Below are 26,738 nucleotides of genomic sequence, written 5' to 3'. Positions count from 1 at the left end.
TAACGTGGCGTCAAACGAGGTCATGTGGAGCGTGGACAGATGCAGAAAACCGTTCTTGTACTGGGTGCCAACGGGCGTTTCGGGCGCCACGCAACCGAAGCGTTCTGGAATGCGGGCTGGACCGTGCGGCTGTTCGACCGCGGGCGCGATGACCTGATGGCGGCGGCACGGGGCGCCGACATCATCGTTGCTGCCTGGAACCCGCCCTATCACCATTGGAAGACGCAGCTTCCCCGGCTTCACGCCCAGGTGCAGGCCGCGGCACGGGTCTCTGGTTCGGCTGTGCTGCTGCCGGGCAATGTTTATGTCTACGGGCGCGACGCCACCACACCGTGGACCGAGGCGACGCGCCACGCAGAACCCACTCCTCTGGGCCGGGCTCGACAGGATCTGGAAAAAAGCTATCGGGAAAGCGGTGTTCAGACGATCCTGTTGCGCGCCGGCGATTTTATTGACACCGAGCCTACGGGCGGCTGGTTCGACCGGGTTCTGATGTCGCGGATCGATCGCGGGCAATTGCTCTATCCCGGCAACACGCGCGCCCTGCATTCATGGGCCTTCCTGCCCGATCTGGCCAGGGCGGCCGAGCACCTGGCGCGGGAAAAGCCTAGCCTTGGCCCGTTCGAGGAGGTCGTGTTTCCAGGCTATACGCTGACCGGAGAGCAGCTGGCCGAGTGCCTGTCGAGGGTATCAAGGCGCGCGATCACCGCGCGACGGATGCCATGGTTGCCACTAAGGTTGGCAGCGCCAGTATGGCCCATGGCACGTGCATTGCTGGAACTGCGCTATCTTTGGGAAACGCCCCACAGCCTTCACTCGGACCGCCTGCAGGATCTGTGCCCGACGTACCGCGACACGGATATCGAAGACGCGCTCGGCCAGGCGGGCGCCAGGTGGCGGGTCCGCACCAGGCAAAACCGCTGCGCCGTGCCCTGTTATTTCACCAGAAGGTCGACCCAGACCAGTCTGTGACGGCTTGCCTCGGCGTCACCGGCCAGTATCCCGCTGTCCATGACGGCCAGATCGGCTGACGGCAGAATGTAGCTGACACGCAGCGATCCCGGCTCGGGCGCGGGCCAGTCCACCGTATCAAGGCGGGGGTCACCTTTGTGCGCCGCTGTTTCAGTCACTTCGCCGTCCCGCATCGCCTTCGGATCGACGAACCTCTCATCCTGCAAAAGCCGCCTGATGGCCGCCTTGCGCCCCTCCCCGTCGACCGGATCGAGGTTGGCATCGCCCGCCAAAACGAAAGGTGCCTCCGGCGTTGTGCCAAGTTTGCCGTCGAGGTAGTGCAGCCAAAGACCGATCTCGTCATGGTTTCTGCGGCCATTGCGGTCTTCCGGACCGTCAAATACTGGCGGGCTGGCGTGAAAAGTCAAAAGGCGCAGGGTCGTGTCGCTGACCCGCATTGGAATATCCCACTGCGCCACGCTCGACAGCCGCTGAATGTCGGCGACATCGTCGGGCATCAAGGCTGTTCCATCTTCCAGCTGCAGCAGAGCATCCGGCACGTCGCGCCACAAGATCCCGCTGAGATCGCGCACGTCTTCGGTCAGGATGGGAAGGCGCGACAGCACGGCCATGCCGCCCTGTCCGGCGAACTCTCCGTAGCCCTGCGCATCCCTGGCACGGCCCACACGCCCGTCGCCGTCAAGGTCCAGCCCGGTGGCCATCCCGGCGTTGGGACGCAGGGCAAAGGCATGGGGCATATCAAGCCCGTGATGCGCAATGCGCCCGGCCAACGCCCGTAAGGCCGCGAGGTCATGATCGTAGTCGATACCCTGCAATGCAATGACATCCGGTCGGGCCGTCGCGATAACCCGTGCCACCGCCTCGACCTGCGTATCCTCTTCGGACAGGATATCGCGCAGCAACAATCCCGGGCCGCTGCGCGCAAGTTCAGTATTGAACGTGGCAATCCGGATCGTGGTTTCCGACAATACGGGCCATGCCCCTACAATGCAGAACACAAGACCCGCGATCAGGCGTTCTGCAGTCCTTCGGCCTCGGCCTTGGCATAGACGCGCCGACGCTTTTCCTCGATCAGTTCGGCCACGCGCATCAAAGCGATGCCGCGCATCAGAATGCTTGCAGGAAGAAAGGCCCATACGGTCATCATCCAGATCAGGGTTTGTTCGCTCTGGAACGACACCGGCTCGATCACCAGGGATGCCGCCTTCACGATTGCCGGGATCAAGAATGGCAGCAAAGCCCCTAACACAATGTTAAGACCTGAGTCTCGGCGCAGCCGGTCGACAATGTCCCCGCCGCGGGTAGGGTCGAACAGCGGCAGGTTCACCCAAACGTTGAACGCGCCATTGCGCATGGGCCATCCCAAAAGGCGCACAAGAATGACGAAGACCAATATCATGACCAACGATACGCTGTAGGCCAGGCCGGCCGCGATCCGCACAGTGTTCGCCAGTTCAAGCGTCGCATCCGGCGGCAACATCAAAACCACAAGACGCACCGGCGAGAACGGAAAGTCCATGGCGTTGCCGATTGCCTGGGCAAAATAGGTAATGATCAGCGTGATTGGGCTCGGCTCGATCTTTCCACGCGCGATCAGCGACAGCATGACCACCACCAAGGCCAGCGCAAGGAACTTCAGCCGGTTGAACGGCGGGGCGAACCGGAATTCGACGATGCTGGGGTACCGGCCAAAATACTCGATGAAGGTCAGCAGCGAAAAGAGCAGCGCAATCACCACGACGATCTGTGCCGTGTCCGTCGCAACCGACGGCAGCACAAGTGCCGGTGTTGCCACCAGCAAAGCCACGAGTATTGCGCGCGTCAGCGCGCTGATGATCTGCGAAACCACTGCCCGGTTCCCTTCCAACTGGCCTGACCCGGTTCGATGCCGTGCCATTGTTCCAACTTGGGTCCGTCGATTATGACGGCTTGCCTCAATCTTGCCCAATTTTTGCCTTCTTTCACCATCCGGCTCAAGATACCAAGTCGTTAGACTTAGAATTTCCGGCGATTTGATGGTGATGGTGGTGCCAGATTGCATCAATTTGCGGCCCGATTTGCGGCGCCGTCGTGGTCGGACGCTACATGTAGGGGCTACAGGCTAAACCCCCACAATTATTAATTAAAATAAGCTGTGCTTTTAATTAATGTTTTATGCTCAAGATTGCGCCGGCCACACACTGCCGCCGGCGCATTGCTCTCGTCTCAGGATCAGACCCAAGGACGCTCCATTGCCGCCTTCGCCTCGAACGCGTCAATCGACGCGGCCTTTTCCATCGTCAGGCCGATATCGTCGAGCCCGTTCAGCAGGCAGTGCTTGCGCCAGGGATCCACGTCGAATCCTATCGTGCCGCCATCCGGGCCAGTGATTTCCTGGCTTTCCAGGTCCACGGTCAGCACCGCGTTCGACCCGCGCTCGGCATCATCCATCAGCTTGTCGACCTCTTCCTGCGGAAGAACGATTGGCAGAATGCCGTTCTTGAAGCAGTTGTTGTAAAAGATGTCGGCGAAGCTGGTGGAGATCACGCAACGGATGCCAAAATCCAGCAGCGCCCAAGGCGCGTGCTCGCGGCTCGACCCGCAGCCGAAATTATCCCCGGCAACGATGATCTTGGCCTCGCGATAGGCGGGCTGGTTCAGAACGAAATTCGGGATCTCGTTGCCATTGTCGTCGTACCGCATCTCGTCGAACAGGTTCACACCCAGGCCCGACCGCTTGATCGTCTTCAGGAACTGCTTGGGGATGATCATGTCGGTGTCGATATTCACCAGCGGCATCGGCGCCGCGACACCGGTCAGTTTCACGAATTTTTCCATCAGTTCATCTCCCGGATATCGGTCAGCTTGCCAGTCACCGCCGCCGCCGCGGCCATCGCCGGGCTCATCAAATGCGTGCGCCCGCCGCGGCCTTGCCGGCCCTCGAAATTGCGGTTCGACGTGGCCGCGCACCGTTCGCCGGGCTGCAACTGGTCGGGGTTCATCGCCAGGCACATGGAACAACCAGCAAGCCGCCATTCAAAGCCCGCTTCGGTAAAGATCTCGGCCAGGCCTTCTTCCTCGGCTTGCGCCCGTACCAGGCCGGAGCCCGGCACGACCATCGCCCGCTTCACCTTGATCTTCTTGCCTTTCAGGATCTCGGCCGCAGCGCGCAGGTCTTCGATCCGACCATTGGTGCAGGAGCCGATAAAGACCGTGTCGATCTCGATATCCTTCAGCTTCTGGCCGGCTTTCAGCCCCATGTATTCCAACGCACGCTTGGCCGCTTCGGTTTTACCGCCGCTAAAGCTTTCGGGCGCGGGCACCTCGGCGTCGATAGGCAGCACATCCTCGGGGCTGGTGCCCCAGGTGACGACCGGCGCGATATCCTCGCCCTTGATGGTGATCACCTTGTCCCAATGCGCGTCGTCATCGGAATACAACGTCTTCCACCACGCCAGCGCAGCCTCCCACTGCGCGCCTTTCGGCGCGTGAGGACGGCCCTTGATATACTCGAAAGTCTTTTCGTCCGGCGCGATAAGACCGGCACGCGCCCCGCCCTCGATCGCCATGTTGCAGACGGTCATCCGGCCTTCCATCGACAGGTCACGAATCGCTTCGCCGCAATATTCGATAACGTAGCCCGTGCCGCCCGCCGTTCCGGTTAGGCCGATCACCGACAGCGTGATGTCCTTGGCGGTCACACCCGGGGACAGCTTGCCGGTTATCTCGACCTTCATGTTCTTCGACTTGGTCTGGATCAAGGTCTGGGTCGCCAGCACGTGCTCGACCTCGGACGTGCCGATCCCATGCGCCAGCGCACCAAAGGCACCATGCGTCGCCGTGTGGCTGTCCCCGCAGACCACGGTCATGCCCGGCAAGGTCCATCCCTGCTCGGGGCCGACGATATGCACGATGCCCTGCCGCACGTCGCTCACAGGGTAGTAATGGATGCCGAAATCCTTGGCATTCTTGTCCAGCGCAGCCACTTGGATGCGGCTGTCCTCAGGCATGGCTTCAGGGTTGTCTCGCCCCTCGGTGGTGGGCACGTTGTGGTCCGGCACGGCAATCGTCTTGTCCGGCGCACGCACCTTGCGGTTCGCCATGCGCAGCCCTTCAAAGGCCTGCGGGCTGGTTACCTCGTGTACCAGGTGCCGGTCGATATAAAGCAGGCAGGTGCCATCATCGGCCTCGTGCGCCAGATGGGCATCCCAGATCTTGTCATAGAGTGTCTTGGGGGACATCGGTCCTCTCCCGTCGTGTCAGTGAAATCTCAAAAATGGTAGATATCGGGCGCCTGCTTATAGGCGCGCCAGAACGGTGCAGGCCGCGCCGAAAAACCGCCAGGGCAGGCGCGCACGATCATCCATGTCGAAAATCCGTGTCATGGAGTGTCAAATACATGCTGCCTCCGACTCTATCAAGAGGACACCACTTGCGCGCGCCGCTACACCCTTTTTTCCTCTGGCCGGAAATATCCAGGGGAGGAGGTCGAAACCCCGTTTCGACCGGAGGGGCAGCGCCCCTCACCCCAAAAATCCTGCGCGGCGCCGCCGCTCAACCGGATCACGCCTCAGTCCGGCGGATCACGCCTCAGTCCGGGGCCAGCATATACCCCTCGCCGCGCACCGTCTGCAAATAGCGCGGCTGCTTCGGGTCGGCCTCGATCTTGCGTCTAAGCCGGGTGATCTGCACGTCAACCGCGCGCTCCTGCGCCTGCCCCTTGTCGCGTCCCAGATCCTCGACCAGCTTGGTGCGGCTGACCGGCTCGCGCAGGTTCTCGGCGAAGATACGCATCAGCTGAACCTCGGTCGCCGTCAGCCGGACCAGGTCTTCACCGCGCATGAGTTCGGACCTTTCTATGTCAAAGCGTACCGGGCCCATATTCAGAACTTTCGGCGCGGTTTGCTCTGGCGCGGCTTCCGGCATCCGGCGCAGGATCGCGTTGATCCGCAACAGCAACTCCTTGGGCTCGAACGGCTTGGGAAGATAGTCGTCCGCTCCGGCCTCAAGCCCCGCGATGCGTTCGCCGGTCTCTCCCTTGGCTGTCAGCAGAAGGATGGGGGTTTCGATCGTTTCGCGCAACGCCCGCGTCAGCGTCACGCCATCTTCGCCCGGCATCATCACATCCATCACGATCAGGTCGAATTCAAGCCCCGACAGCACGCGTCGTGCATGGCCGGCATCCCGCGCCACCGACACCAGGAAACCGTTGCGCGAAAGAAACTTGCGCAACAGATCGCGGATGCGCTCGTCGTCGTCGACGATCAGAAGATGCGGCGCCGGATCGTTCATGTATCAGCCTCCCGGATCGCATGGTACTTCCGGCGCATCTCCGGGTCCATCATTGCTTCCAGCACCTGCCGAAATCCGGCCACGGCCTCGGGACCCGCCTTGCGGTACGCGGCCCGCATTCGGGCGCGTTGCGCGTCAGACAGGGACTGCTCAAGGCTTCGTCCCTTGTCCGTCAGCGTCAGATGCCTTTCACGCCGGTCTGCCTTGCCCTGCTGGCTTTCCACCAGCCCATCCTCGATCAGCGTCCGCAAGACCCGGTTCAAGGATTGCTTGGTGACGCCAAGTATTCCCAGAAGGTTGTTCACGGTCGTGCCGGGGCGGCGGGCAATGAAGTGCAGCGCCCGGTGATGCGCCCGGCCATAGGCCATCGTGGCAAGGATGCGGTCCGGGTCTGCGGTGAACCCGCGATAGGCAAAGAACATCGCCTCGATTCCCTGCCGCAGCTGCTCGTCCGTCAGAAACAGCAGGTTTTCGCCGCTATGCGCCTCGGCCATGATCGTCCTCCCGTCGCCTTGGCTGTCAAGATACGTCAGCCTTGTTGACATTCCAAGATCAAACTGGTAGCGAATCGCAGTTTCTGCGCAATTTTATGTCCACTTCGGACGTTTCCAGCGCAACAATTGGAAAGAGGCCAAGCTGAGGAGGCGGACATGGCAGCGTATGACGATCGCGACGGCAAGATCTGGATGGACGGGAAACTGGTCGAATGGCGGGACGCGAATGTGCATATCCTGACCCACGGCCTGCACTACGCCAGCTCCGTGTTCGAAGGCGAGCGGTGCTACAACGGCAAGATCTTTGAAAGTCGCAAGCACTCGGAGCGGCTGCACTATTCCGCCGGGCAACTGGATTTCGAGATCCCCTACACCGTGGACGAGATCGAGGCCGCCAAGATGGAAGTGCTGCGGGCCAACGGGTTCGAGAACGCTTATGTCCGCGCGGTCGCGTGGCGTGGCGCAGGCGAGGACATGGGTGTCGCGTCGGCCCGCAACCCCGTTCGCCTAGCCATCGCTGCCTGGGAATGGGGCGCCTATTACGGCGACGCCAAGATGAAGGGCGCGAAGCTCGACATTTCCAAGTGGAAGCGTCCCAGCCCCGAGACCATCCCCAGCCACGCCAAGGCCGCCGGTCTGTACATGATCTGCACCCTCAGCAAGCACGCCGCCGAGGCGAAAGGCTGTTCCGACGCGATGATGTTCGACTATCGCGGCTACGTGGCCGAGGCGACGGGTGCCAACATCTTCTTCGTCAAGGATGGCGAGGTTCACACGCCCGATCCTGACTGCTTTCTCAACGGCATCACCCGCCAGACGGTCATCGGCATGTTGAAGGATCGCCAGGTCAAGGTGCACGAGCGTCATATCATGCCCGAAGAACTGGAAGGCTTCGAGCAGTGCTGGCTGACCGGCACCGCCGCCGAGGTCACGCCCGTGGGCCAGATCGGCGACTACAATTTCGAGGTCGGCGCACTGACCCGCGATATCGCTGAAAGCTACGAGAAACTGGTGCGCGCGTAGGTCTCGGAATTCGTGTGGCCTGACGGCGCATGAGCGTGCGTACCGCAATCGAGGCCGCTGGCCTGACGGACGGCGCCACGCTGTCGTTTCACCATCACCTGCGGAACGGCGACGACGTGATGCGCGAGGCCTTGCAGACCTGCGCCGACATGGGCTTGCGCGACCTGCACATCGCGCCCTCATCACTTTTTCCGTGCCATGCGGCCCTGATCCCGTTTCTTGAAGACGACACCGTTACACGGATCACCACATCCTACATGAACGGGCCGCTCGCCGAGGCGGTGCAGCGCGGTCTTCTGCCTCATCCGGTTCGCCTGCAATCCCATGGCGGGCGGGCCGAGGCCATCGCCTCGGGCCGACTCCAGATCGATGCGGCGTTCATCGCCACACCGGCGGTGGACACCGAACGCAACCTCGGCGGCGCTGCGGGCCCGAACGCCTGCGGCCCGCTGGGATACGCCATGGTCGATGCCGCCCATGCCCGCTTTGTCACCGCGGTCACCGATCATTACGTCTATGACCTGCCGCGGGTCTGCATCCCGGCCGATCGGGTCGATCTGGTGGTCACAGTGGACAGCATCGGCGATGCGCAGCAGGTGGCCTCCGGCACGACCGCCCGTGCGCCGTCGGCCAAGGGACAGGCCATCGCCGATCTGACAGCCCGCCTCATCGCGTGCAGCGGCCTTCTGAAAGACGGGTTCAGCTTTCAGACCGGCGCTGGCGCGACATCTCTTGCCGTCGCACGCAGCTTGGCGCCCGTCATGGCCGAACGCGGCGTGGTTGGCGATTTCGCGGCGGGCGGCATCACCGGGCCATTGGTGCAAATGCTGCATTCCGGTCTTTTCCGCCACCTGCTCGACGTTCAGGCCTTCGACGGAGCCGCCGTGACCTCGTATTCCAATGACACCGCGCATCACGGGATGTCGGCTTGGGATTACGCGAGCCCGGCCAACCCAGACAGCGCCGCATCACGGCTCGATGTGATGATCCTGGGCGCGGCGGAGGTCGACATGGATTTCAACGTCAACGTCACCTGTGCCAGCGACGGGCGCATCATCGGTGGATCGGGCGGCCATGCCGACACCGCTGCGGGCGCGAAGCTGGCCATCGTGACGACGCCACTTTGCGCCGGCGGATTTCCCAAGCTGGTCGAACGGCTGACCTGTCTCACCACGCCGGGCGACACCATCGGCGCCGTGGTCACGGAAGAAGGCATTGCTATCTCCCCTACCGCCCCAGAGCTGGCGCGGGCCGCCAAGATCGCCGGGTTGCCGCTGTCGTCGCTCGACGACCTACGCCGCAAGGCCGAGGCGCAGGCAACGCAACACGCGACAGCTCGTTTCACAGACCGGGTCATTGCCGAATGCGAAGCGCCGGACGGCACGGTGATCGATCACGTGCGCGCGCTCGCGCCATAGGCAAAAGAAAAGCCGGACAAGCAGGCCCGGCTTTCCCTAACGCTATCGTCAGGTTCAGCCCGGACTCAGCCCGCGCAGGCGCTCGGACCGGCGGCGCAACAGCTCCACCGTCGTCAGCAGCAGGATCGAGATCGTCACTAGGATCGTGGCCGCGGCAAGGATCGTCGGCGAGATCTGCTCGCGCAGGCCGGTGAACATCTGCCACGGCAGGGTCTGTTGCTGTGCGGACCCAACGAACAGCACCACCACCACCTCGTCAAATGACGTGATGAAGGCAAAAAGTCCGCCCGAGATCACCCCCGGCAAGATCAGCGGCATCTGCACCCTGAAGAAGGTCGTGACCGGGTTCGCCCCCATGTTGGCCGACGCCCGCGTCAACGAGCGGTCGAAGCCGACAAGCGTTGCCGTCACCGTGATGATCACGAACGGCACGCCCAGCGCCGCGTGTGCCAGGATAACCTTCACGTATCCGACGAAGGCCTGGTCCAGGCCCAGGTTCGCCTCCAGCCAGTTGCCCAGCGGTGCATAGAAAAAGAACATACCGGTGGCCGAGATGATCAGAGGCACGATCATTGGCGAGATCAGGATCGCCATGATCGCCTGCCGCCCAGGCACGTGGCTTTGCGAGAGGCCGATGGCGGCCAGCGTCCCCAGGCTGACCGAGATGAACGTGGCGAAAGGCGCGATGATCAGTGAGTTCTTCAGCGGCGTCATCCATTCGTCCGTGCCGAGGAAGTCGCGGTAGTGCTTCAGCGAATAGCCTTCGGCCTGGAAGTTCAGCATCTCGGGTGTGAAGGTAAAGAAGTTCTCGGCGTTGAAGCTAAGCCACATCACCGGGATAAGCGGCGCGATCAGGAAGAAGAATACGAAGCCGCAGATGAAAAGGAACGTGTTGTGCCACAGCACCTGCCCAGGGGTGTAGTAGATGGGCACGTTCTTGCGGTAATCGCCGGTGTCGAGCCAGTACGCAAACCAACTGAGCACCGCGCCTATGATAACCCCGGAAATTGCCGCACCGAGACCGCCGGCGAGAAAGCCGGCAACCGCGAAGGCCACGATAATGCCCCACCGGGTCTGCGTGCGCTGACCTGACATCTGATGCGCCAGCGCCGCGATACCGGCCCCGATCACCGCGCCGACAAGCGCGCCAAGCCAGGGCTGGCCATAGACGTTGCCCGCCACAAAGCCGAACATGGCGCCCAATACCGCCGTCAGCGGAAGGGTGAACCCGGTCAGCGGCGGGCGCGGAATGGTGACTGTGTAGCCGTCGTCTTGATCGGTCATGACCTAGCCCCCCAACTTGACGTTATCGATGCCCACGATCCTGTCGTAGCACCAGTAAAGCACCAGCACGACGACCAGCAGGATCGTCCCCAGCGCGGCCGCCAGACCCCAGTTCAGAGAGCTGGAGATGTGATAGGCGATCCGGTTCGAGATGAAGACACCGTCGGTGCCCCCCACGATCTCGGGCGTGATGTAGTACCCGATCGACAGGATGAACACGAGGATCGAGCCCGCCCCGATGCCCGGCACCGATTGCGGGAAATAGACCCGCCAGAAAGCGGTCACGTTCGTCGCGCCCAACGACTTGGCCGCGCGCAGATAGGAGGGCGGAATCGTCTTCATCACCGAGTAGAGCGGCAGGATCATGAACGGCAACAGGATGTGCGTCATGGCGATGATCGTGCCGGTCGCGTTGTTCATCAGTATCAGTCGGTTCGCGTCATCCACGAAGCCCAGCCAGACGAGGATCTCGTTTATGACCCCCTGTTGCTGCAACAGCACCTTCCAGGCGGAGGTCCGCACCAGAAGCGACGTCCAGAATGGCAGCAGCACGAGGATCATCAGCACGTTGGCCGTGCGCAGCGGCAGGTTGGCGAGGATCCATGCCACCGGATAGCCCAACAGGATACAGCTGCCGGTGATGATCAGCGACATGTAAAGCGTGCGCATGAACAGCTTGATGTAGATCTGCTGGTTTTCGGGCCGCGCCTCGACCCCGTCGAAGCCAAGCTGATAATCCGCCGCGTTCAGAAAATATCCCGAAGTGTAGGGCGACTTGTAAACGTAAAGCGTCTTCCACGTCTGCGGATTGCCCCAACCCTGGTCGATCTCGAGAAACGCTTCTTTGAAGGTCGGCTGCGGCTGGTCGGCCAGCATGTCCTGCGCCGCGCGCAGTTCCTCGGCACCGAAGCCGTTATAGGACGCCACATCGGCACCGGCCTGCAATTCCTGAATCAGGGCGATCTTGACCGACTCCCAGGGCTCTTCCTCAGCCACCACGTCTTCTTCGGCAATGGCCGTAAAGACAGCGAAACTGGCGTATTCATAGGCCGTACGCGGCAGCAGCGCGGAAATCTCCGCTCCGGGCAGGAAGCCGGTGCCGCCCGTGAACGCATCGCCCGTCAGGGCTCGCAGCCGGGCACGGGCGCGGTCCAGCACGTCCTGGTCGGTGTTCTCGGCATTCTCGCCGCCGCGCATCAGGTCGAACCAGAACGCCTCATTATCCCAGGTGTCCTCGGCCAGATCCTCAAGCGCGTCGATCTGGTCTTCGCCGATCTCGTCAAGGTCGCGTCCGACCGAGCGGAACTGAGAGGACAGGCCCGTTTGTTCGTAGTTCAGGCGCGTGCCCAGCTTGGTGTGCTCCTTGGCCTCGGAGGCGAGGAACAGGTCGTAGTAAAGCGCCTCGTAGACCGGCTCATCCGGCAGGTCGCTTGCGGTCGGGTCCCACTCGGAAATCACGCTGACGGTCTGAGGCAGGGTGTTCGGCACGATCGTGTTGTCGACCGACCGCAACAGCATCGAGACGATGGGAACAATGAAGGTGACGAGAACGAAAATCAAAAGCGGAGCGATCAGCAGCAGCGCCCGCATCTTCTGGCGTCGCAACGTGCGCGACAGGCTTTTCTTGAGCGGTGTGCCGTCTGCGGCCAGCACCGGGCCGCCGTCGTTGCTGTCCGCAATGCGCAGCCCATCATCGGGCGTGGGCGCCGCCTTGCCGGTCGTGGCGTCAGTCACATCGCTCATAAGGTCCCCGTCGGCCGTTGGTTTTTCTGTTTATTGTCTGTGTGGAAGGGCCGCGAACGGCCCTTCCAGATGTCTTTAAGCGAGCCGCTTATTGCGCCAGCCACGCCTGGAATTTGGCGTCGATGTCGTCACGGTAGTCAGCCCAGAACTCGTAGTTGTAGAGGAACGTGTTCTTGGCGTTCTCGGGGTCGGTCGGCATGTGCGGGGCCATGTCGATGCCCAGCTCTGCGTGCTGACCCACCAGCGGTGCCGAAGAGGCACGGGCCGGACCGTACGAGATGTACTTGGCCTGGTCGGCCAGGCGCTGCGTGTCGGTCGCGAACATGATGAAGTCCTTGGCGCGTGCCAGGCGATCCTCGGGCAGACCCTCGGGGATGATCCAGCCGTCAAGGTCGAAGACCTGCGCGTCCCACATCATGCCGATCGGCTGATCCTGCTCTTCGATCGCAGCAAACAGGCGGCCGTTATAGGTCGAGCCCATGAAGACTTCGCCATCGGCCAGCAGCTGCGGCGTGTCGGCACCGGCGGACCACCAGATCACGTCGTCCTTGATGGTTGCCAGCTTGTCCAGCGCCTGTTGCTGACCTTCAGCGGTGGCCAGAACGTCATAAACGTCTTCCTTGGCGACACCGTCACACAGCAGCGCCCATTCGACGTTGTTGATCGGACGCTTTTCCAGCGCGCGCTTGCCCGGATAGGTTTCCAGGTCGAACACGTCGCAGATGTCGTTGGGCGCTTCCACGCCTTCCGGCACCATGTCGGTGCGATAGCCGAAGGTGGTCGAGTAGACGATCTGCGGGATAAAGCAGTCACCGACCAGCAGTTCGCCGAAATCTTCCTCGGCCGAGGTGCCATCGGGCGCGGCGGCCAGGTCTTCCTCGGGGTCGATTTCCATCGCCAGGCCTTCGTCGCACAGGCGCAGCGCGTCAGCCGCCACCACGTCGACGACGTCCCAGGTGATGTTGCCGGCTTCGTCCATGGCGCGCAGCTTGGCCACGGCCTCGTTCGAGCTTTCGTCCCAGATGACTTCCAGGCCTTCGTTCATTTCCTTGTACGGCTCGGCATACGCTTTCTGCTGGCTCGCCTGGTAGGCGCCGCCCCAGGATACGATAGTCATCGAATCCGTCATTTCCTGTGCGTGAGCCGACGCAGCAGCAACCGTCAGTGCGGTCGTCGCCATAAGTGTTTTCGTCAGTTTCATGTCATACTCCCAAAAGTACTCCCGTTTACCTTTCGGGCCCCATGTCACGGGAACAACATGCGGACCTCGTTCTATCCGGGCCGGCGCGGTGGCCCGCCCGAATCCCTATAAACTCCTAGTTCGCATCCAGCGCGCGGCAATCCTCGGGCAGCCAGCCGATCTCGATCGTCTCGCCCGGCGTCAGCCGCGTCTGGTCCGGCGCGTTCCGCGACTTGATCACAAAATTGTCGTTGCCCGCCACGCTCAGACGGGTGCGGAAAATGTCGCCCATGTAGATGAATTCCAGCACCTCGGCCTTGATCGTGTGGGTGCCTTCCTTGAGGCGCTTCTTGTCGAACTCCACGCGCTCGGGGCGGATCGAGACGCGGGTGCGCTCGCCGACCTTGCTGACGTTGACCGGCTTGCAGTCGATGATACCGCCATCGTCCAGCTGCACCTGCGCAAGGTCGCCCTTGATCTCTTTCACGGTGCCTTCCAGCGTGTTGTTCTCGCCGATGAACTGCGCGACAAAGCTGTTTTGCGGACTTTCGTACAACTCATCCGGCGGTGCCAACTGCTGGATGCGGCCATCGTCGAACACTGCCACGCGGTCCGACATGGTCAGCGCCTCGGTCTGGTCGTGTGTCACGTAAACGGTGGTGATGCCCAGATCATGCGCCAGCTTGGTGATCTCGAACTGCATATGCTCGCGCAGTTGCTTGTCGAGAGCGCCCAGAGGTTCGTCCATAAGCACCAGCTCGGGCTCGAACACCAGCGCGCGGGCCAGTGCGATACGTTGCTGCTGGCCCCCCGAAAGCTGTGCCGGGCGGCGGCCACCGAAGGCGCCCATCTGCACCATGTCCAGGGCGCGCTTGACCTTTCCCTCGCGGTCGGACTTGCCGATCTTACGCACTTCCAGCGGGAACGACAGGTTCTCGGCCACGGTCATGTGCGGGAAAAGCGCGTAGTTCTGGAACACCATGCCGATGCCACGCTTGTGCGGCGGGATATCGTTGATCGACACCCCGTCGAGCAGAATGCGGCCGTGCGTGGCGGTTTCGAACCCCGCCAGCATCATCAGGCAGGTGGTCTTGCCAGAGCCCGAGGGCCCGAGCATTGTCAGGAACTCGCCCTTGGGCATGGAAAGGTTCAGATCCTTCACGACCAGCGTCTCGCCGTCGTAACTTTTCTGAACGCGATCAAATGCGACGAACGCATCGCTCGCTTGCGATTCGGTCAAGAGTGTCTCCCCATAATATTTTTATCCGCGGTTGCTCCGCGCTCGGCAGGGAATAAAGACAGAATCCGGCAGCGATGCAAGCAGTCTCGTGCAGTTTTTCCCGTCATTCTTGTTGAGAAGGCCAAACGACCGGCTCCGCCCATCAAACAGTCACCTTTCCCGCAAGTTGCCAAGGATGTGACCATGATGCGCTTGATTGCAAGCGCATTCCCTACTCGGATGCCCTAGGTGACTTGTTGCGGCCATGGCCGATTTTTTGCGTGCAATCAGGCGGAATCCTAGGCAGGCTCGTGACGCCGAAGGCGCGCCGCCCGGCCCGAAAAGACGAGGTTCAGCATCCGCCATGAAAGACTTGCCCTTCACGCCAGTAGAGTATGACCGCCGCCTGAAACGAGCCCGCGCCGCGATGGAAGAGCGCGGCCTGGATGCCGTGTTCATCACGGACCCGTCCAACCAGAACTGGCTGACCGGCTATGACGGCTGGTCCTTTTATGTGCACCAGGGCGCGATCCTGACGATGGACGGCCCGCCCCTGTGGTGGGGCCGGCACATGGACATGCTGGGGGGGCGCAGGACCTGCTGGATGGAGAATGATTTCATCCTTGGGTATGGCGATCATTTCGTGCAGTCGACCGAGCGCCACCCGATGCAGGACCTGGCGGAAGTGCTCAAGCGGTACGGGCTGGAGACGGCGACGATTGGCGTGGAGATGGAGAATTACTACTACTCCGCCAAGGCCCATGCCGTGCTTTGTGAGGAAATGCCGAATGCCAAGATCGTCGACGCCACAACGCTGGTGAACTGGCAGCGGATCGTGAAGTCCGAAGAGGAGCTGGTGCTGATCCGCAAGGCGGCCCGTATCTCGGAGAAGGTGATGCGCACCGCCATCGACATGGCCGAGCCGGGGCTACGCAAGAACGACCTTGTGGCCAGCATCCTGAAGGCCGGGATCGAGGGCGTGGACGACGACTGGGGCGACTATCCGGCGATCATGCCGCTGACGCCCTCGGGCCTTGACGCCACCGCCGCGCACCTGACCTGGAACGGCAACCCGATGCAGCCGGGCGAGGCAACTTTCTTTGAGCTTTCAGGGTGTTACCGCCGCTATCACGCGCCTCTGTGCCGCACCGTGTTCCTTGGCGGCGAGCCGCCGCAGGACATTCGCGACGCCGAAAAGGCGCAGCTGGAAGGCATCCAGGCGGGGCTTGAAGCGGCCCGTCCCGGCAACCGCACCTGCGATATCGCGCAGGCCCTTCTGGACGTCCTGGCCAAGTACGAGATCAAGCGCGAAGGGCGCATGGGTTACCCCGTCGGCGTCAGCTATCCGCCCGATTGGGGTGAGCGGACGGCGTCGATCCGGCTGGAGGACGAGACCGTGCTGGAACCCGGCATGGTGTTCCACTTCATGCCTGCGCTGTGGATGGATACCTGGGGGCTGGAGACGACCGAGACGATCCTGATCAACGAGGACGGCCCGGCGGAATGCCTGTGCAACATGCCCCGGCAGATGTTCGTCAAGGACTGACACGAATCAGCCGGCGGGAACCACAATAAACGCTGGCTGAGACGCCGAAATGGCACGTCGGTATTGCGTCGGGATCCGGGTGGTATGGCGACGGTGCCATTTTCGGCATCCTGGCGGGTTACCAGAACTTACGGCGCGTTGTGCTTCCGTTTACCTTTACTGCCGTATCGTGATCCCGTCGCGCCCCAGCAGCGGACCGATATCGGCCCGCTCTGCATCCTTCAGCTCCAAGGTCCTGAGCTTGGGCAGGTCAGCAATCGGGGTCAGGTCGCGCACCGGCGTCGCGCTGAGATCGAGCCGCGAAAGCTCGGACAAACCCGACAAGGGCGCAAGGTCGCTCACCTGCGTTTCGCTGAGATAGAGCCTGTGCAGGGTCTTTATCCGGGCGAGAGGCGAGAGATCCGACACCGCCGTTCGATCCATGTCGAGAGCCGTAAGTTGGGTCATCCCAGCGAGCGGCGATATATCGGTGACGGCAGTGCCGCCGAGGTAAAGCGAGCGCATCTCGGTCAGTTTCGACAGCGGCGACAGGTCGGACACCGGCATGTCCCGAAGCGACAGGGTGTTCAACCGCGTCAGGCCTGCTAGCGCCGACAGGTCAGCCACCTCCGTCTGTTCCATCACCAGTTTGACCAGTGTCGACACGTCGGCGAGGGGCGACAGGTCGGTCACGGCGGTCTGGGAGATGTCCAGTTCCTGAAGCGCGGGATGCCCGGCAAGCGGGGACAGGTCCGAGATGTCGGTCGCAAAGATCTGCAAAACGCGAAGGTTGGGCATATCCGCGACGAAGGAAATATCGGAGATGTTGCTGGACCCGATATTCAGCACGGTCAGGTCGGTCAGTTGCGACAGAGCGCTGAAATCGTTCACCTGAGCGCCAAAAAGGCTCAGACGCGTCAGGTTCGGCAGGCCGGTCAGCAGGCTCAGGTCGTCGGCCTCGGCTCCCGTGCTCATGATCGTGCGGATGTTGGTGTTGCCCTGAAATTCCGACAGCCAGCCAAACTGCGGGCCGCGCATCGAAACGATGCCTTCGGATTCGGCTGTCACGCATTGAGATCCGAACCGGATACCGGGCAGGCCGTCCGCGTCACACGGGATCGGGGGGCCGTTCTGTTTGGCGACGATGGTGCGGGCTTTTTCGAGGATGAATTCCGTGGTCCGTGGCATCCGCGCCTTGACTACCGGGTCCTTCGCCATCTCCTCGATCTCGGCCAGCAGCTTTTCGTCGTGGCTGGGTTCAGCGGCGGCCTTGGGGCCGGTGGCCTGTGACCACATCACGAGTCCAGCGCCGGCCATCAGGATCAGGCCGAGGATCAGCCCGATAAATGCAATGTATTTAGACACTGTTCTGCCCCTGAAATGAAACTGCCGCTCACTCGCTTCGCGCGGCAGTCTCTTTCTTCATTGGGACGAAAGATGGGCGTCCTTGGTCAAATTCGAGGGCGCGGCCTAGCTGGCCGCTTTCATCAGGCCCTCGTCTTTCAGCTGCTTGTGCGCGAGGTCTAGGGCGATGTTCGCCCGTTCGACCAGCGTGTCGATCTCGGACTTGGTGATGACCAGCGGTGGCGAGATGACCATGCGGTCGCCCACGTGGCGCATGATCAGGCCGTTCGAGAAACAATGTTCGCGGCAAATGAGGCCCGCGGTGCCGGCCTCGGCGGCGAACTTGGCGCGGTTGGCCTTGTCGGGGCTGAGCGCGATCGAGCCCATCAGGCCGCAAACCGACGCCTCCCCCACCAGCGGGTGGGCGGCCAGGGTTTCCCATTTCTCTTTCAGGTAGGGCGCGGTCTCGGAACCGACGCGGGTGACGATGCCTTCCTCGTCGAGGATGCGCAGGTTTTCCAGCGCGACCGCGCAGGTCACCGGGTGGCCGGAATAGGTGTAGCCGTGGGCAAATTCACACCCGTTCAGCACCTCGGCCACCTCGTCGCTGACCAGCGAGCCGCCCAGCGGTGCGTAGCCCGAGCTGACGCCCTTGGCGATGGTCATGACATCAGGGTTGATGTCGAAAGTTTCCGAGCCGAACCACTTGCCGGTGCGCCCGAAACCGCAGATCACCTCGTCGGCGATCAGCAGGATGTTGTATTTCTTGCAGATGCGCTGAATCTCGGGCCAGTAGGTGTCGGGCGCGACGATCACGCCGCCCGCGCCCTGCACCGGCTCTCCGATGAAGGCGGCAACCTTGTCTTCGCCCAGTTCGAGGATTTTTGCCTCAAGCTGGCGGGCGCGTTCCAGGCCGAATTCGGCTGGATCAGTGTCTTTTCCCTCGCCGTACCAATAGGGTTGGTCGATGTGGTGAATGTCGGGAATGGGCATCCCGCCCTGGGCGTGCATCGCGGACATGCCGCCCAAGCTGGCGCTGCCCATGGACGAGCCGTGATAGGCGTTCTTGCGGCTGATGATTGCCTTCTTTTCGGGGTGGCCCTTCTGCTCCCAATAGGTGCGCACGAGGCGGATATTGGTGTCGTTCGCCTCGGACCCCGAGGAGGCGAAGAAGACGTGGTTCAGATCATACGGCGTCAGCTGTGCCAGACGGTCGGCCAGTGCGATGGCGGGCACGTGGGTCGTCTGGAAGAAAGTGTTGTAATAGGGCAGTTCCTTCATCTGGCGCGCGGCGGCGTCGGCCAGTTCCTCGCGGCCATAGCCGATGTTCACGCACCAAAGCCCCGCCATGGCGTCGAGATAGTCATGCCCTTCGCTGTCGGTCAGGGTCACGCCCTTGGCGCGGGTGATCACGCGCGCGCCCTTTTTGTTGAGCGCATCGCCGTGGGTGAAGGGATGCAGGTGATGCGCGGCATCCAGCGCCTGAAGCTCGGCGGTGGGCATATGATTGGTGATGGCGGTCATGGCGAAACCTTTCATGATCGGAGGATCGGACGGGGTGGCCCGGTCCGTTTCTTCCAGAATATGATCAAATTATTCAGAGTCAATCGAATCAGGCCGGACGCGCGTTCTGCTCCAGGGAAACGCGGACCTGCTCCATTCCCTGGATCACGTCCTCTCGGATGGCGCGGGCCGCGCCTTCGGCATCGCGGGCGTGCATGGCGTCCAGCATGTCCTTGTGCTTGTCCGGCAGGTTCTGGGTGCCCATCCGCCCGCAAACCACCCGCAGGGACGGGCCGAACCGCAACCACAGCCCCTCGGCCAGGTCGGCCAGGATCGGGGCGTCGGCAATGGTGTAGATATGCGCGTGGAAGGCATAGTTGAGTTCCAGGTATGCGCGCAGGTCGCCGCCGTCGATGGCGGCATCTAGATCACGGTCAAGCGTGGTCAGGTGGTCAAGGTCTTCGAGGCTGGCCCGTTCGGTCGCCCGCAGGGTAAGATGCGGGTCAAGCCATTGGCGGGCAAGGATAAGTTCTGAGATATTGTCGGCGGTAAGTATGGGCACCACGACGCGCCGGTTGCCGCGGAATTCCAGCGCGCCCTCGGCGGTCATGCGGCGGATCGCCTCGCGCACCGGGGTCATGCCGGCGCCCAGACGGTCGGTCAGGCCCTGGATCGTCACCGCCTGCCCCGGCGCAAGGTCGCCAAAGAGCACCAGCGCCCGCAATTCGCGATAGATCAGTTCATGCGCGGGAACGCGGGCGGCTTCCGCGTCGTCTGTGCCGAATTTCTGGGCGTGTCTGCTCATGGGGTGTGCTTTCCGTCGCGGCGATCCGTGCAATCGCCTTGCGAGTTTAGCGGCTGCGTGAAAGCATTACCATATTGCCATGTCCGGTTTTGTTTGATCAAATCCGGGGCCAAGGTGCGACAAGCATCGAACCAAGGGGAGATACCGAATGACACAGAAGATTCTGACCATGACCGCCGTTCTGGCGCTGGGCGCGACAAGCGCCATGGCGCAGGAAGTGCGGGTCTACAACTGGTCCGACTATATCGACGAAGACCTGCTGGCCAAGTTCGAGGAAGAGACCGGGCTGGAGCTGGTCTATGACGTGTTTGACTCGAACGAAGTGCTGGAAACCAAGATGCTGGCCGGCGGGTCGGGCTATGACGTGGTGGTGCCGTCGGGCACCTTCCTGCAACGTCAGATCGCGGCGGGTGCGTTCCAGAAGCTGGACAAGTCGCAGCTGCCCAACCTGGACAATATGTGGGACGTCATCCAGGAGCGGACGGCGAAATACGATCCCGGCAACGAATATGCCATCAACTATATGTGGGGCACCACCGGCATCGGCGTGAACACCGCGAAGGTGGCCGAGGTGCTGGGCGAGGATGCGCCGGTGGATTCGCTGTCGCTGATCTTTGATCCGGCGAACATGGAGAAGCTGGCCGAATGTGGCGTGCATTTCCTGGATGCGCCGGTCGAGCTGATCCCCGCCGCGCTGAAGTATATCGGTGAGGACCCCGACAGCCACGACCCCGACGTGATCGCCAAGACCGAAGAGGTGCTGATGGGCGTGCGGCCCTACGTGCAGAAATTCCACAGCTCGGAATACATCAACGCGCTGGCCAATGGCGATATCTGCGTGGCCTTCGGCTGGTCGGGTGACATCCTGCAGGCGCGCGACCGTGCCGCCGAGGCCGACAACGGTGTCGACATTGCCTATAACGCGCCCAGCGAGGGAGCGCTGATGTGGTTTGACATGATGGCGATTCCGGCCGATGCGCCGAACCCCGAGGGGGCGCACACGTTCCTGAACTTCATCATGGATGCCGAGAATATCGCGGCGGCCTCGAACTATGTCTATTACGCCAACGGCAACAAGGCCTCGCAGCAATACCTGATCGAGGACGTGATCGACGACCCGGCGGTCTATCCGAACGAAGAGACGCTGGAGAACCTTTACACCACCACGCCCTATCCGGCGAAGGTGCAGCGGGTGGTGACCCGGCTTTGGACCAAGGTCAAGTCTGGCACCTGATACCAAGACCAGTTCAGACCCGCGCGGCCACATCCGCGCGGGTCTTTTTCAGCCGGGAGAGCCTTATGCCGGAAACCAAGTTCGAGCCTTGGAAAGATCCGAATGAAAAGCCGCTGATCCAGTTCAAGAACGTGAGCAAGCGGTTCGGAACGTTCACGGCCATCGACAATCAGTCGTTCGATATCTACGCAAAGGAATTCTTTGCGCTGCTGGGCCCGTCGGGCTGTGGCAAGACGACGATGATGCGGATGCTGGCGGGGTTCGAGGCACCGACCGAAGGCACGATCCTGCTGAGCGGGCGCGACATCGCGCCGATCCCGCCCAACAAGCGCGAAGTGAACATGATGTTCCAGTCCTATGCGCTGTTTCCGCACCTGTCGGTCTGGGAGAACATCGCCTTCGGCCTGAAGCGCGACAAGCTGCCCGCCGACAAGATCGCGGCCCGGGTGGACGAGATGCTGAAGCTGACCCGGCTGGAGCGGTTCGCAAGCCGTAAACCCCACCAGATTTCCGGCGGCCAGCGGCAACGCGTGGCTCTGGCGCGCAGCCTGGCGAAGGGGCCGAAGCTTCTGCTGCTGGACGAACCGCTGGGGGCGCTGGATGCCAAGCTTCGGCAGGATACGCAGTTCGAGCTGATGGATATCCAGGAAAAGACCGGCACGACCTTCGTCATCGTCACCCACGACCAGGAAGAGGCGATGACCGTGGCCAGCCGCGTGGCGGTGATGGACGAGGGGCGGATCGTGCAGATCGCAACGCCCGACGAGATCTATGAGGCGCCGAATTCGGCCTATGTGGCGGATTTCATCGGCGACGTGACGCTGTTTTCCGGCACGGCGACGAACCGGACGCCGGGGGCGAAAACCCCGGTAATGGAATCGCCGGCGGTCGAGACGACGCCGGAAGAGGCCGAAACGCCCGAAACAGAGACTGTCGAGACGCCGGAGGCGGTGGCGGAGATCGGCGTGCCGGCAGAGCCGGAAGCGCCTGTTGCGCCCGAGACGACGACGCCCGCCGAGCCCAAAACCGAGGCGGCACCGGCGAAACCTGCGCACGGGCCGCAACCCAACGCCTTGGGTCTTTGGCTGCATGACAAGGTCTGGGCCAAGGTGTTCGGACCGCGCACCGACATCGTGCGACAATTACCGCCGCCCAGCGACGCGGAACGCAAGCCGAAACCCGCAGACCCAGAGACTGTTTCAACCGAAACCACCGAAATTCCCGAGGGCGGCATCACCATCGACTGGGCCGAAGGACAGCCGCCGCTGATCGCGCTGGACGGCCCCGAGGTGGAAGATGGCCAGCACGTGCAACTGGCCCTGCGCCCCGAGAAGATCGGGATTTCCAAGACCAAACCCGATGCGGTCAACGCGCTGAAAGGCAAGGTGATCGACATCGCCTACCTGGGGAACCTGTCGACCTATCACGTCGAACTTGAAAACGGCACGATGATCAAGGCGCAGCTGGCCAACACCCGGCGCATCTCGCGGCGGGATATCACGTGGGAAGACGAGGTCTGGGTCAGCTGGACCGGCACGGCGGGCGTGGTGCTGACGTCATGAGGCGCGTGGCCCTCATCATCGTGCCCTACCTGTGGCTGCTGGCGCTGTTCCTTGTGCCGTTCGCCATCGTGCTGAAGATCAGCCTCAGCGATATCGAACTGTCGATCCCGCCATATACGCCGCAGCTGGACCTGTCCGAAGGGTGGGAAGGGATCAAGGCGTTTTTTGCCGCGCTCGATTTCGAGAATTTCGTCTTCCTGACCGAGGACGACCTTTACTGGAAAGCCTACCTGTCGTCGCTTCAGATCGCGATCATCTCGACCGTGCTGACCCTTCTGGTGGGCTATCCGATGGCTTATGCCATGGCGCGGGCGCCGAACCATTGGCGGCCCACGCTGTTGATGCTGGTGATCCTGCCGTTCTGGACCAGCTTTCTGATCCGGGTCTATTCGTGGATGGGGATCCTGTCGACCGAGGGGTATCTGAACCAGTTGCTGCTTAGTTTGGGTCTGATTTCGGAACCCCTTTTGATTCTGAACACCAATGTCGCGGTCTATATCGGGATCATCTACACCTATCTGCCATTCATGATCCTGCCGATCTATTCCGCGCTGGAGCGGATGGATGACAGCCTGCTGGAAGCGGCCGAGGACCTGGGGTGTTCACGCCTGACGGCGTTCTGGCTGGTGACGCTGCCCCTGTCAAAGAACGGGATCATCGCGGGCTGTTTCCTGGTCTTCATTCCGGTGATGGGCGAGTTCGTCATTCCGTCGCTCTTGGGCGGGTCGCAGACACTGATGATCGGCAAGGTGTTGTTCGAGGAGTTCTTCAACAACCGCGACTGGCCAGTGGCAAGCGCTGTTGCGGTGATCCTGCTCTTGATCCTGATCATTCCCATCGTACTGTTCCAGCGCAACCAGCAGAAAACGCGGGAGGCCGAAGGATGAGCGGGGGCAAAACTCTTCAAAAGAGTTTTGCCAAAAGCTTTCAGAAAGCTTTTGGCGGCCGGGCACGGAAGGGGGCGCGATGAGACGTTTGACCTGGTTCAACACCACCTCCCTGACGCTGGGATTTGCGTTTCTGTACCTGCCGATGATCATCCTGGTGATCTACAGCTTCAACGCTTCGAAGCTTGTCACGGTCTGGGCCGGCTTCTCGACCCGCTGGTATGGCGAGCTGTTGCAGAACCAGGCGTTTCTGGATGCCGCGTGGGTCACGTTACAGGTCGCCGTGGTCAGTTCCACCATCGCCACGGTGCTGGGCACGATGGCGGCCTATGTGCTGGTGCGGGCCGGGCGGTTCTGGGGGCGGACGCTGTTTTCGGGCATGATCTATGCGCCGCTGGTGATGCCCGAGGTGATTACCGGCCTGTCGCTCTTGCTCTTGTTCATCGGGATCGGGCTGGACCGGGGCGTGCTGACGATCATCCTGGCGCACACGACCTTTTCGATGTGCTTCGTGTCGGTCGTGGTGTCCTCGCGGCTGATCAGCTTTGACCGGTCGCTGGAAGAGGCGGCGCTGGATCTGGGCTGTTCGCCGTTCTCGGCCTTTCGGCTGGTCACCTTGCCGATCATCGCGCCGGCGGTGATCTCGGGCTGGCTTTTGGCCTTTACCCTGTCGCTGGATGATCTGGTCATCGCCAGCTTTACCGCCGGGCCGTCGGCGACGACGCTGCCGATCAAGATCTGGTCGTCGATCCGCCTGGGCGTCAGCCCCGAGATCAACGCGCTGTCGACGATCCTGATCGCCATCGTGACGATTGGCGTGATCAGTGCCTCGCTGGTGTCCAAGCGCCAGCTGATGCGGCAGGAGGCGGATGAAAAGGCCGCGGTGCGGGCCGAGGCATGACCCGCCTCAAGCGGATATGGGAAGACGGAGCCTATGGCGCCGCGCCGGTGGCCGATTGCTGGTGGACGGGTACCGTGCCGCCGGGCGACTGGCCGGCGCTTGAGGGCGACACCACCACCGATGTGGCCATCATCGGCGCAGGCTTCACCGGGCTGAACGCGGCACTGGCGCTGGCCGAGGAAGGCGTCGGCGTGACCGTGCTGGAGGCGCAGCACCCGTTCTGGGGCGCGTCGGGGCGCAATGGCGGGTTCTGCTGCCTGGGGGGCGCCAAGGCCAGCCATGCCGAGATCAAGGCGCGGTTCGGCGAGAGCGAGGCGCGCGGCTTTGCCCGGGCCGAAATGGCGGCGGTGGATCACGTGGGTGACCTGATTGCGCGGCTGGGGCTGGACGTGGACCGCCATTCGGAGGGCGAGACGCAGTTGGCCCACCGGCCCAGGGATTTCGAGGCGATGCGCGCCGAGGTTGACGAAACGCGGGATCTTTATGGCGTGACGCCCACGCTTACCCCGCCCGAGGAGCTGGCGCAGGCGGGGTTCCGGGGGCCGTTTCACGGCGCCACGACCATACCGATCGGGTTTGCCCTGAACCCGCGGAAGTACGCGCTTGGCCTGTGCCGGGCGGCCGAGGCAGCGGGGGCCGTGGTGCATGGGCAGAGCGCGGTCACGCGGATCGAGACCTTGCCCGACGGGAGCTATCGGCTGCACACCGACACAGGCTCTGTTACGGCAGAAAAGTTCATTGTCGCGACGAATGGCTATAGCTCGGACAACCTGCCGGACTGGATGGGCGCGCGGTATCTGCCGACGCAGTCGAGCGTGATCGTCACGCGGCCCATGACGAATGACGAACTGGCCGCGCAAGGCTGGACCAGCCGGCAGATGTGTTACGACACGCGCCACCTGCTGCATTATTTCCGGCTGATGCCGGACAACCGGATGCTGATGGGGATGCGCGGCGGGCTGCGCCATTCGCCGGGGACCGAGGCGCAGATCAGGGCAATGATCCGTGCCGATTTCGAAAAGATGTTTCCCGCCTGGGCGCATGTCGAGACGCCGCATTTCTGGTCGGGTTTCGTCTGCGTGACGCGCGACCTGGTGCCTTATGCCGGGCCGATCCCGGAACTGCCGGGCGGGTTCGCGGCGTTCGGCTATCACGGGAACGGCGTGTCGATGGGCAGCTATGCGGGGCGACTGTTGGCCGACCTGGTGCGGGGCGCGACGTCCGACATGCCCTACCCGGCGCCGCTGCGGCACAAGCCGCGAAAGTTCCCGCTGGGCCAGTTCCGTCGGATGCTGATGCGGCCGGCCTATCTGCATTACGCGTGGCTTGATCGCTAGCCCTGCGGTGTCTTAAGCGCCTTGGACTTCCCACGTTGCAGGCCAAGCTGACGTTCACGGACGATGATGATGATCCCCGCCAGCACGATCAGCGCGGCCCCGATCAGCATTTGTGCGGTCGGCACCTCGTCAAAGATGACATACCCGATGGCGATGGCAAAGAGCATCGAGGCATAGTCGAAGGGCGCAATGACGCTGGCATCGGCAAAGCGGTAGGCCGAGGTCAGGAAGATCTGCGCGAGCCCGCCGATCAGACCGGCAAGCACCAGGTAAACAGTCTCTGTTCCGCCCGGAATGACCCATCCGAAGGGCAAGGTCAGCAGAGACAAGAGCGTCGAGGTCAGTGAGAAGTAGAACACGATCGCGCTGGTCTGTTCGGTCTGCACCAGCTTGCGGATGTAGATCTGCGCCAGGGCCGCGCAGACCGCCCCCAGCAGCACCAGCACCGCGCCGACGGCCTGTGCGGTTTCCACCGTCGGCCCACCCAGCGTGGTCAGGCGGGGCGTCAGCACCACCAAAACGCCCACAAGGCCCAGCGCGACGGCGCCAAGGCGGAAGACGCCGACCTTTTCATCGAGGAACATCGCCGCGAAGACCACAACCAGCAGCGGCGCGGCATAGCCCAGCGCCGTCACCTCGGGCAGCGGCAACAAGCCGAGGCCCGCGAACATCAGGCCCATTGCCGTGGTGCCGACGAAGCCGCGCCAGAAATGGCCCATCCGGGATTTGACGCGCAGGCCTGTGGACATCTCGCCCCGTAGCGCAAGCCAGGCCAGGATCACCGGGATGGCGAAGAACGAGCGGAAGAAAACCGCTTGTCCGGGTGGAACAGTGTCTGATGCGGCCTTGATCAGGGCGGACATGACGATGAACAGCGTCACCGCGACGAGCTTGAGGGCAATGCCTTTGAGAGGGGTCATGGAGGGTCTCCGTTACCCCGAGTTGACCGAATGTCGCGGAAAAATCAATCGCTGAGCGTGCAAGGCCGGTATGAGCAGAGTGATCCGGGCTGGGCGATGGCGCGTAACGATCTATA

The 26,738-nt window shown here is 62.5% G+C and carries 23 protein-coding genes and 1 pseudogene; 10 read left to right on the top strand and 14 right to left on the bottom strand.

Annotation, left to right across the window (positions count from 1 at the left end):
* The first annotated feature begins 39 nt into the window (after positions 1-39).
* On the top strand, positions 40-972 hold the full coding sequence (locus tag XM53_RS03830; protein ID WP_057790474.1) for a Rossmann-fold NAD(P)-binding domain-containing protein: 933 nt from the start codon (positions 40-42) through the stop codon (positions 970-972).
* On the opposite strand, the gene XM53_RS03825 is transcribed toward XM53_RS03830, so the two are convergent.
* The 6 genes from XM53_RS03825 to XM53_RS03800 form a co-directional block, all read right to left on the bottom strand.
* On the bottom strand, positions 936-1,940 hold the full coding sequence (locus XM53_RS03825; RefSeq protein ID WP_057790472.1) for an endonuclease/exonuclease/phosphatase family protein: 1,005 nt from the start codon (positions 1,938-1,940) through the stop codon (positions 936-938). The two genes, XM53_RS03830 and XM53_RS03825, sit on opposite strands and share 37 nt — an antisense overlap.
* A gap of 41 nt (positions 1,941-1,981) precedes the next feature.
* Positions 1,982-2,821, bottom strand: coding sequence for a hypothetical protein (locus XM53_RS03820; protein ID WP_057790470.1), 840 nt, complete (start codon positions 2,819-2,821; stop codon positions 1,982-1,984).
* Positions 2,822-3,183: 362 nt separating this feature from the next.
* The gene (gene leuD / locus XM53_RS03815) at positions 3,184-3,789 is read right to left on the bottom strand and encodes a 3-isopropylmalate dehydratase small subunit (RefSeq protein ID WP_057790468.1); all 606 of its coding nucleotides are present in this window, start codon (positions 3,787-3,789) and stop codon (positions 3,184-3,186) included.
* Positions 3,789-5,192: a 3-isopropylmalate dehydratase large subunit gene (leuC, locus tag XM53_RS03810; RefSeq protein ID WP_057790467.1), complete on the bottom strand. Its 1,404-nt coding sequence runs from the start codon at positions 5,190-5,192 to the stop codon at positions 3,789-3,791. The genes leuD and leuC overlap by 1 nt, the downstream gene beginning before the upstream one ends.
* A gap of 349 nt (positions 5,193-5,541) precedes the next feature.
* Positions 5,542-6,243 (bottom strand): response regulator, encoded by a 702-nt coding sequence (locus tag XM53_RS03805; protein ID WP_057790465.1) that lies wholly within the window; start codon positions 6,241-6,243, stop codon positions 5,542-5,544.
* Positions 6,240-6,737, bottom strand: coding sequence for a MarR family winged helix-turn-helix transcriptional regulator (locus XM53_RS03800; RefSeq protein ID WP_057790462.1), 498 nt, complete (start codon positions 6,735-6,737; stop codon positions 6,240-6,242). Before XM53_RS03800 ends, XM53_RS03805 begins: the two co-directional genes overlap by 4 nt.
* 156 nt (positions 6,738-6,893) lie before the next feature.
* Here XM53_RS03800 and XM53_RS03795 point away from each other — a divergent pair, with 156 nt between their 5' ends.
* Both XM53_RS03795 and XM53_RS03790 read left to right on the top strand, forming a co-directional pair.
* Positions 6,894-7,760, top strand: coding sequence for a branched-chain amino acid aminotransferase (locus XM53_RS03795; protein ID WP_057790460.1), 867 nt, complete (start codon positions 6,894-6,896; stop codon positions 7,758-7,760).
* A gap of 29 nt (positions 7,761-7,789) precedes the next feature.
* Positions 7,790-9,178 carry a citrate lyase subunit alpha gene (locus tag XM53_RS03790; protein WP_057790458.1) on the top strand — a complete coding sequence of 463 codons (1,389 nt, stop codon included), beginning with the start codon at positions 7,790-7,792 and terminating at the stop codon, positions 9,176-9,178.
* Between the two features lie 54 nt (positions 9,179-9,232).
* Here the strand turns inward: XM53_RS03790 and XM53_RS03785 are convergent, their stop codons facing one another.
* From XM53_RS03785 to XM53_RS03770, 4 genes are all read right to left on the bottom strand, one after another.
* Entirely contained in the window at positions 9,233-10,462 is a 1,230-nt protein-coding gene (locus XM53_RS03785; RefSeq protein WP_057790456.1) for an ABC transporter permease, read from the bottom strand.
* A gap of 3 nt (positions 10,463-10,465) precedes the next feature.
* Positions 10,466-12,205: an ABC transporter permease gene (locus XM53_RS03780; RefSeq protein WP_201455375.1), complete on the bottom strand. Its 1,740-nt coding sequence runs from the start codon at positions 12,203-12,205 to the stop codon at positions 10,466-10,468.
* Between the two features lie 88 nt (positions 12,206-12,293).
* On the bottom strand, positions 12,294-13,406 hold the full coding sequence (locus XM53_RS03775; protein WP_057790454.1) for an extracellular solute-binding protein: 1,113 nt from the start codon (positions 13,404-13,406) through the stop codon (positions 12,294-12,296).
* A gap of 115 nt (positions 13,407-13,521) precedes the next feature.
* A complete protein-coding gene (locus tag XM53_RS03770; RefSeq protein WP_057790452.1) occupies positions 13,522-14,625 on the bottom strand; it encodes an ABC transporter ATP-binding protein in 1,104 nt (367 codons plus the stop codon).
* A gap of 343 nt (positions 14,626-14,968) precedes the next feature.
* Between XM53_RS03770 and XM53_RS03765 the strand changes: the two genes are divergently transcribed.
* Positions 14,969-16,150, top strand: coding sequence for a M24 family metallopeptidase (locus tag XM53_RS03765; protein ID WP_057790450.1), 1,182 nt, complete (start codon positions 14,969-14,971; stop codon positions 16,148-16,150).
* A gap of 156 nt (positions 16,151-16,306) precedes the next feature.
* On the opposite strand, the gene XM53_RS03760 is transcribed toward XM53_RS03765, so the two are convergent.
* The 3 genes from XM53_RS03760 to XM53_RS03750 form a co-directional block, all read right to left on the bottom strand.
* Entirely contained in the window at positions 16,307-17,494 is a 1,188-nt protein-coding gene (locus XM53_RS03760) for a leucine-rich repeat domain-containing protein (protein WP_057790448.1), read from the bottom strand.
* Between the two features lie 105 nt (positions 17,495-17,599).
* A complete protein-coding gene (locus XM53_RS03755; RefSeq protein WP_057791229.1) occupies positions 17,600-18,997 on the bottom strand; it encodes an aspartate aminotransferase family protein in 1,398 nt (465 codons plus the stop codon).
* Positions 18,998-19,085: 88 nt separating this feature from the next.
* Positions 19,086-19,781 carry a GntR family transcriptional regulator gene (locus XM53_RS03750; RefSeq protein WP_057790446.1) on the bottom strand — a complete coding sequence of 232 codons (696 nt, stop codon included), beginning with the start codon at positions 19,779-19,781 and terminating at the stop codon, positions 19,086-19,088.
* A 148-nt stretch (positions 19,782-19,929) separates the two neighbouring features.
* Here XM53_RS03750 and XM53_RS03745 point away from each other — a divergent pair, with 148 nt between their 5' ends.
* The 6 genes and pseudogenes from XM53_RS03745 (at position 19,930) to XM53_RS03725 (ending at position 25,702) form a co-directional block, all read left to right on the top strand.
* A complete protein-coding gene (locus XM53_RS03745; RefSeq protein ID WP_057790444.1) occupies positions 19,930-21,015 on the top strand; it encodes a polyamine ABC transporter substrate-binding protein in 1,086 nt (361 codons plus the stop codon).
* 65 nt (positions 21,016-21,080) lie between these two features.
* Positions 21,081-21,858 (top strand): annotated as a pseudogene (locus XM53_RS24030) (ABC transporter ATP-binding protein); the annotation flags it as partial.
* 29 nt (positions 21,859-21,887) lie between these two features.
* Positions 21,888-22,577 (top strand): TOBE domain-containing protein, encoded by a 690-nt coding sequence (locus XM53_RS24025; protein ID WP_408006049.1) that lies wholly within the window; start codon positions 21,888-21,890, stop codon positions 22,575-22,577.
* A complete protein-coding gene (locus XM53_RS03735; RefSeq protein ID WP_057790440.1) occupies positions 22,574-23,464 on the top strand; it encodes an ABC transporter permease subunit in 891 nt (296 codons plus the stop codon). Before XM53_RS24025 ends, XM53_RS03735 begins: the two co-directional genes overlap by 4 nt.
* Before the next feature lie 79 nt (positions 23,465-23,543).
* Entirely contained in the window at positions 23,544-24,365 is an 822-nt protein-coding gene (locus XM53_RS03730) for an ABC transporter permease (RefSeq protein WP_057790439.1), read from the top strand.
* Entirely contained in the window at positions 24,362-25,702 is a 1,341-nt protein-coding gene (locus XM53_RS03725) for an NAD(P)/FAD-dependent oxidoreductase (protein WP_057790437.1), read from the top strand. The genes XM53_RS03730 and XM53_RS03725 overlap by 4 nt, the downstream gene beginning before the upstream one ends.
* Here the strand turns inward: XM53_RS03725 and XM53_RS03720 are convergent.
* Positions 25,699-26,622, bottom strand: a complete 924-nt coding sequence (locus XM53_RS03720) for a DMT family transporter (protein ID WP_057790435.1) — start codon at positions 26,620-26,622, stop codon at positions 25,699-25,701. The two genes, XM53_RS03725 and XM53_RS03720, sit on opposite strands and share 4 nt — an antisense overlap.
* Positions 26,623-26,738: the final 116 nt, after the last annotated feature.

Origin of the sequence: Roseovarius atlanticus (assembly GCF_001441615.1) — a bacterium.
In the GTDB taxonomy this organism is placed as follows: Bacteria; Pseudomonadota; Alphaproteobacteria; order Rhodobacterales; family Rhodobacteraceae; genus Roseovarius; species Roseovarius atlanticus.
This window is presented reverse-complemented; position numbering and strand designations above follow the sequence as displayed.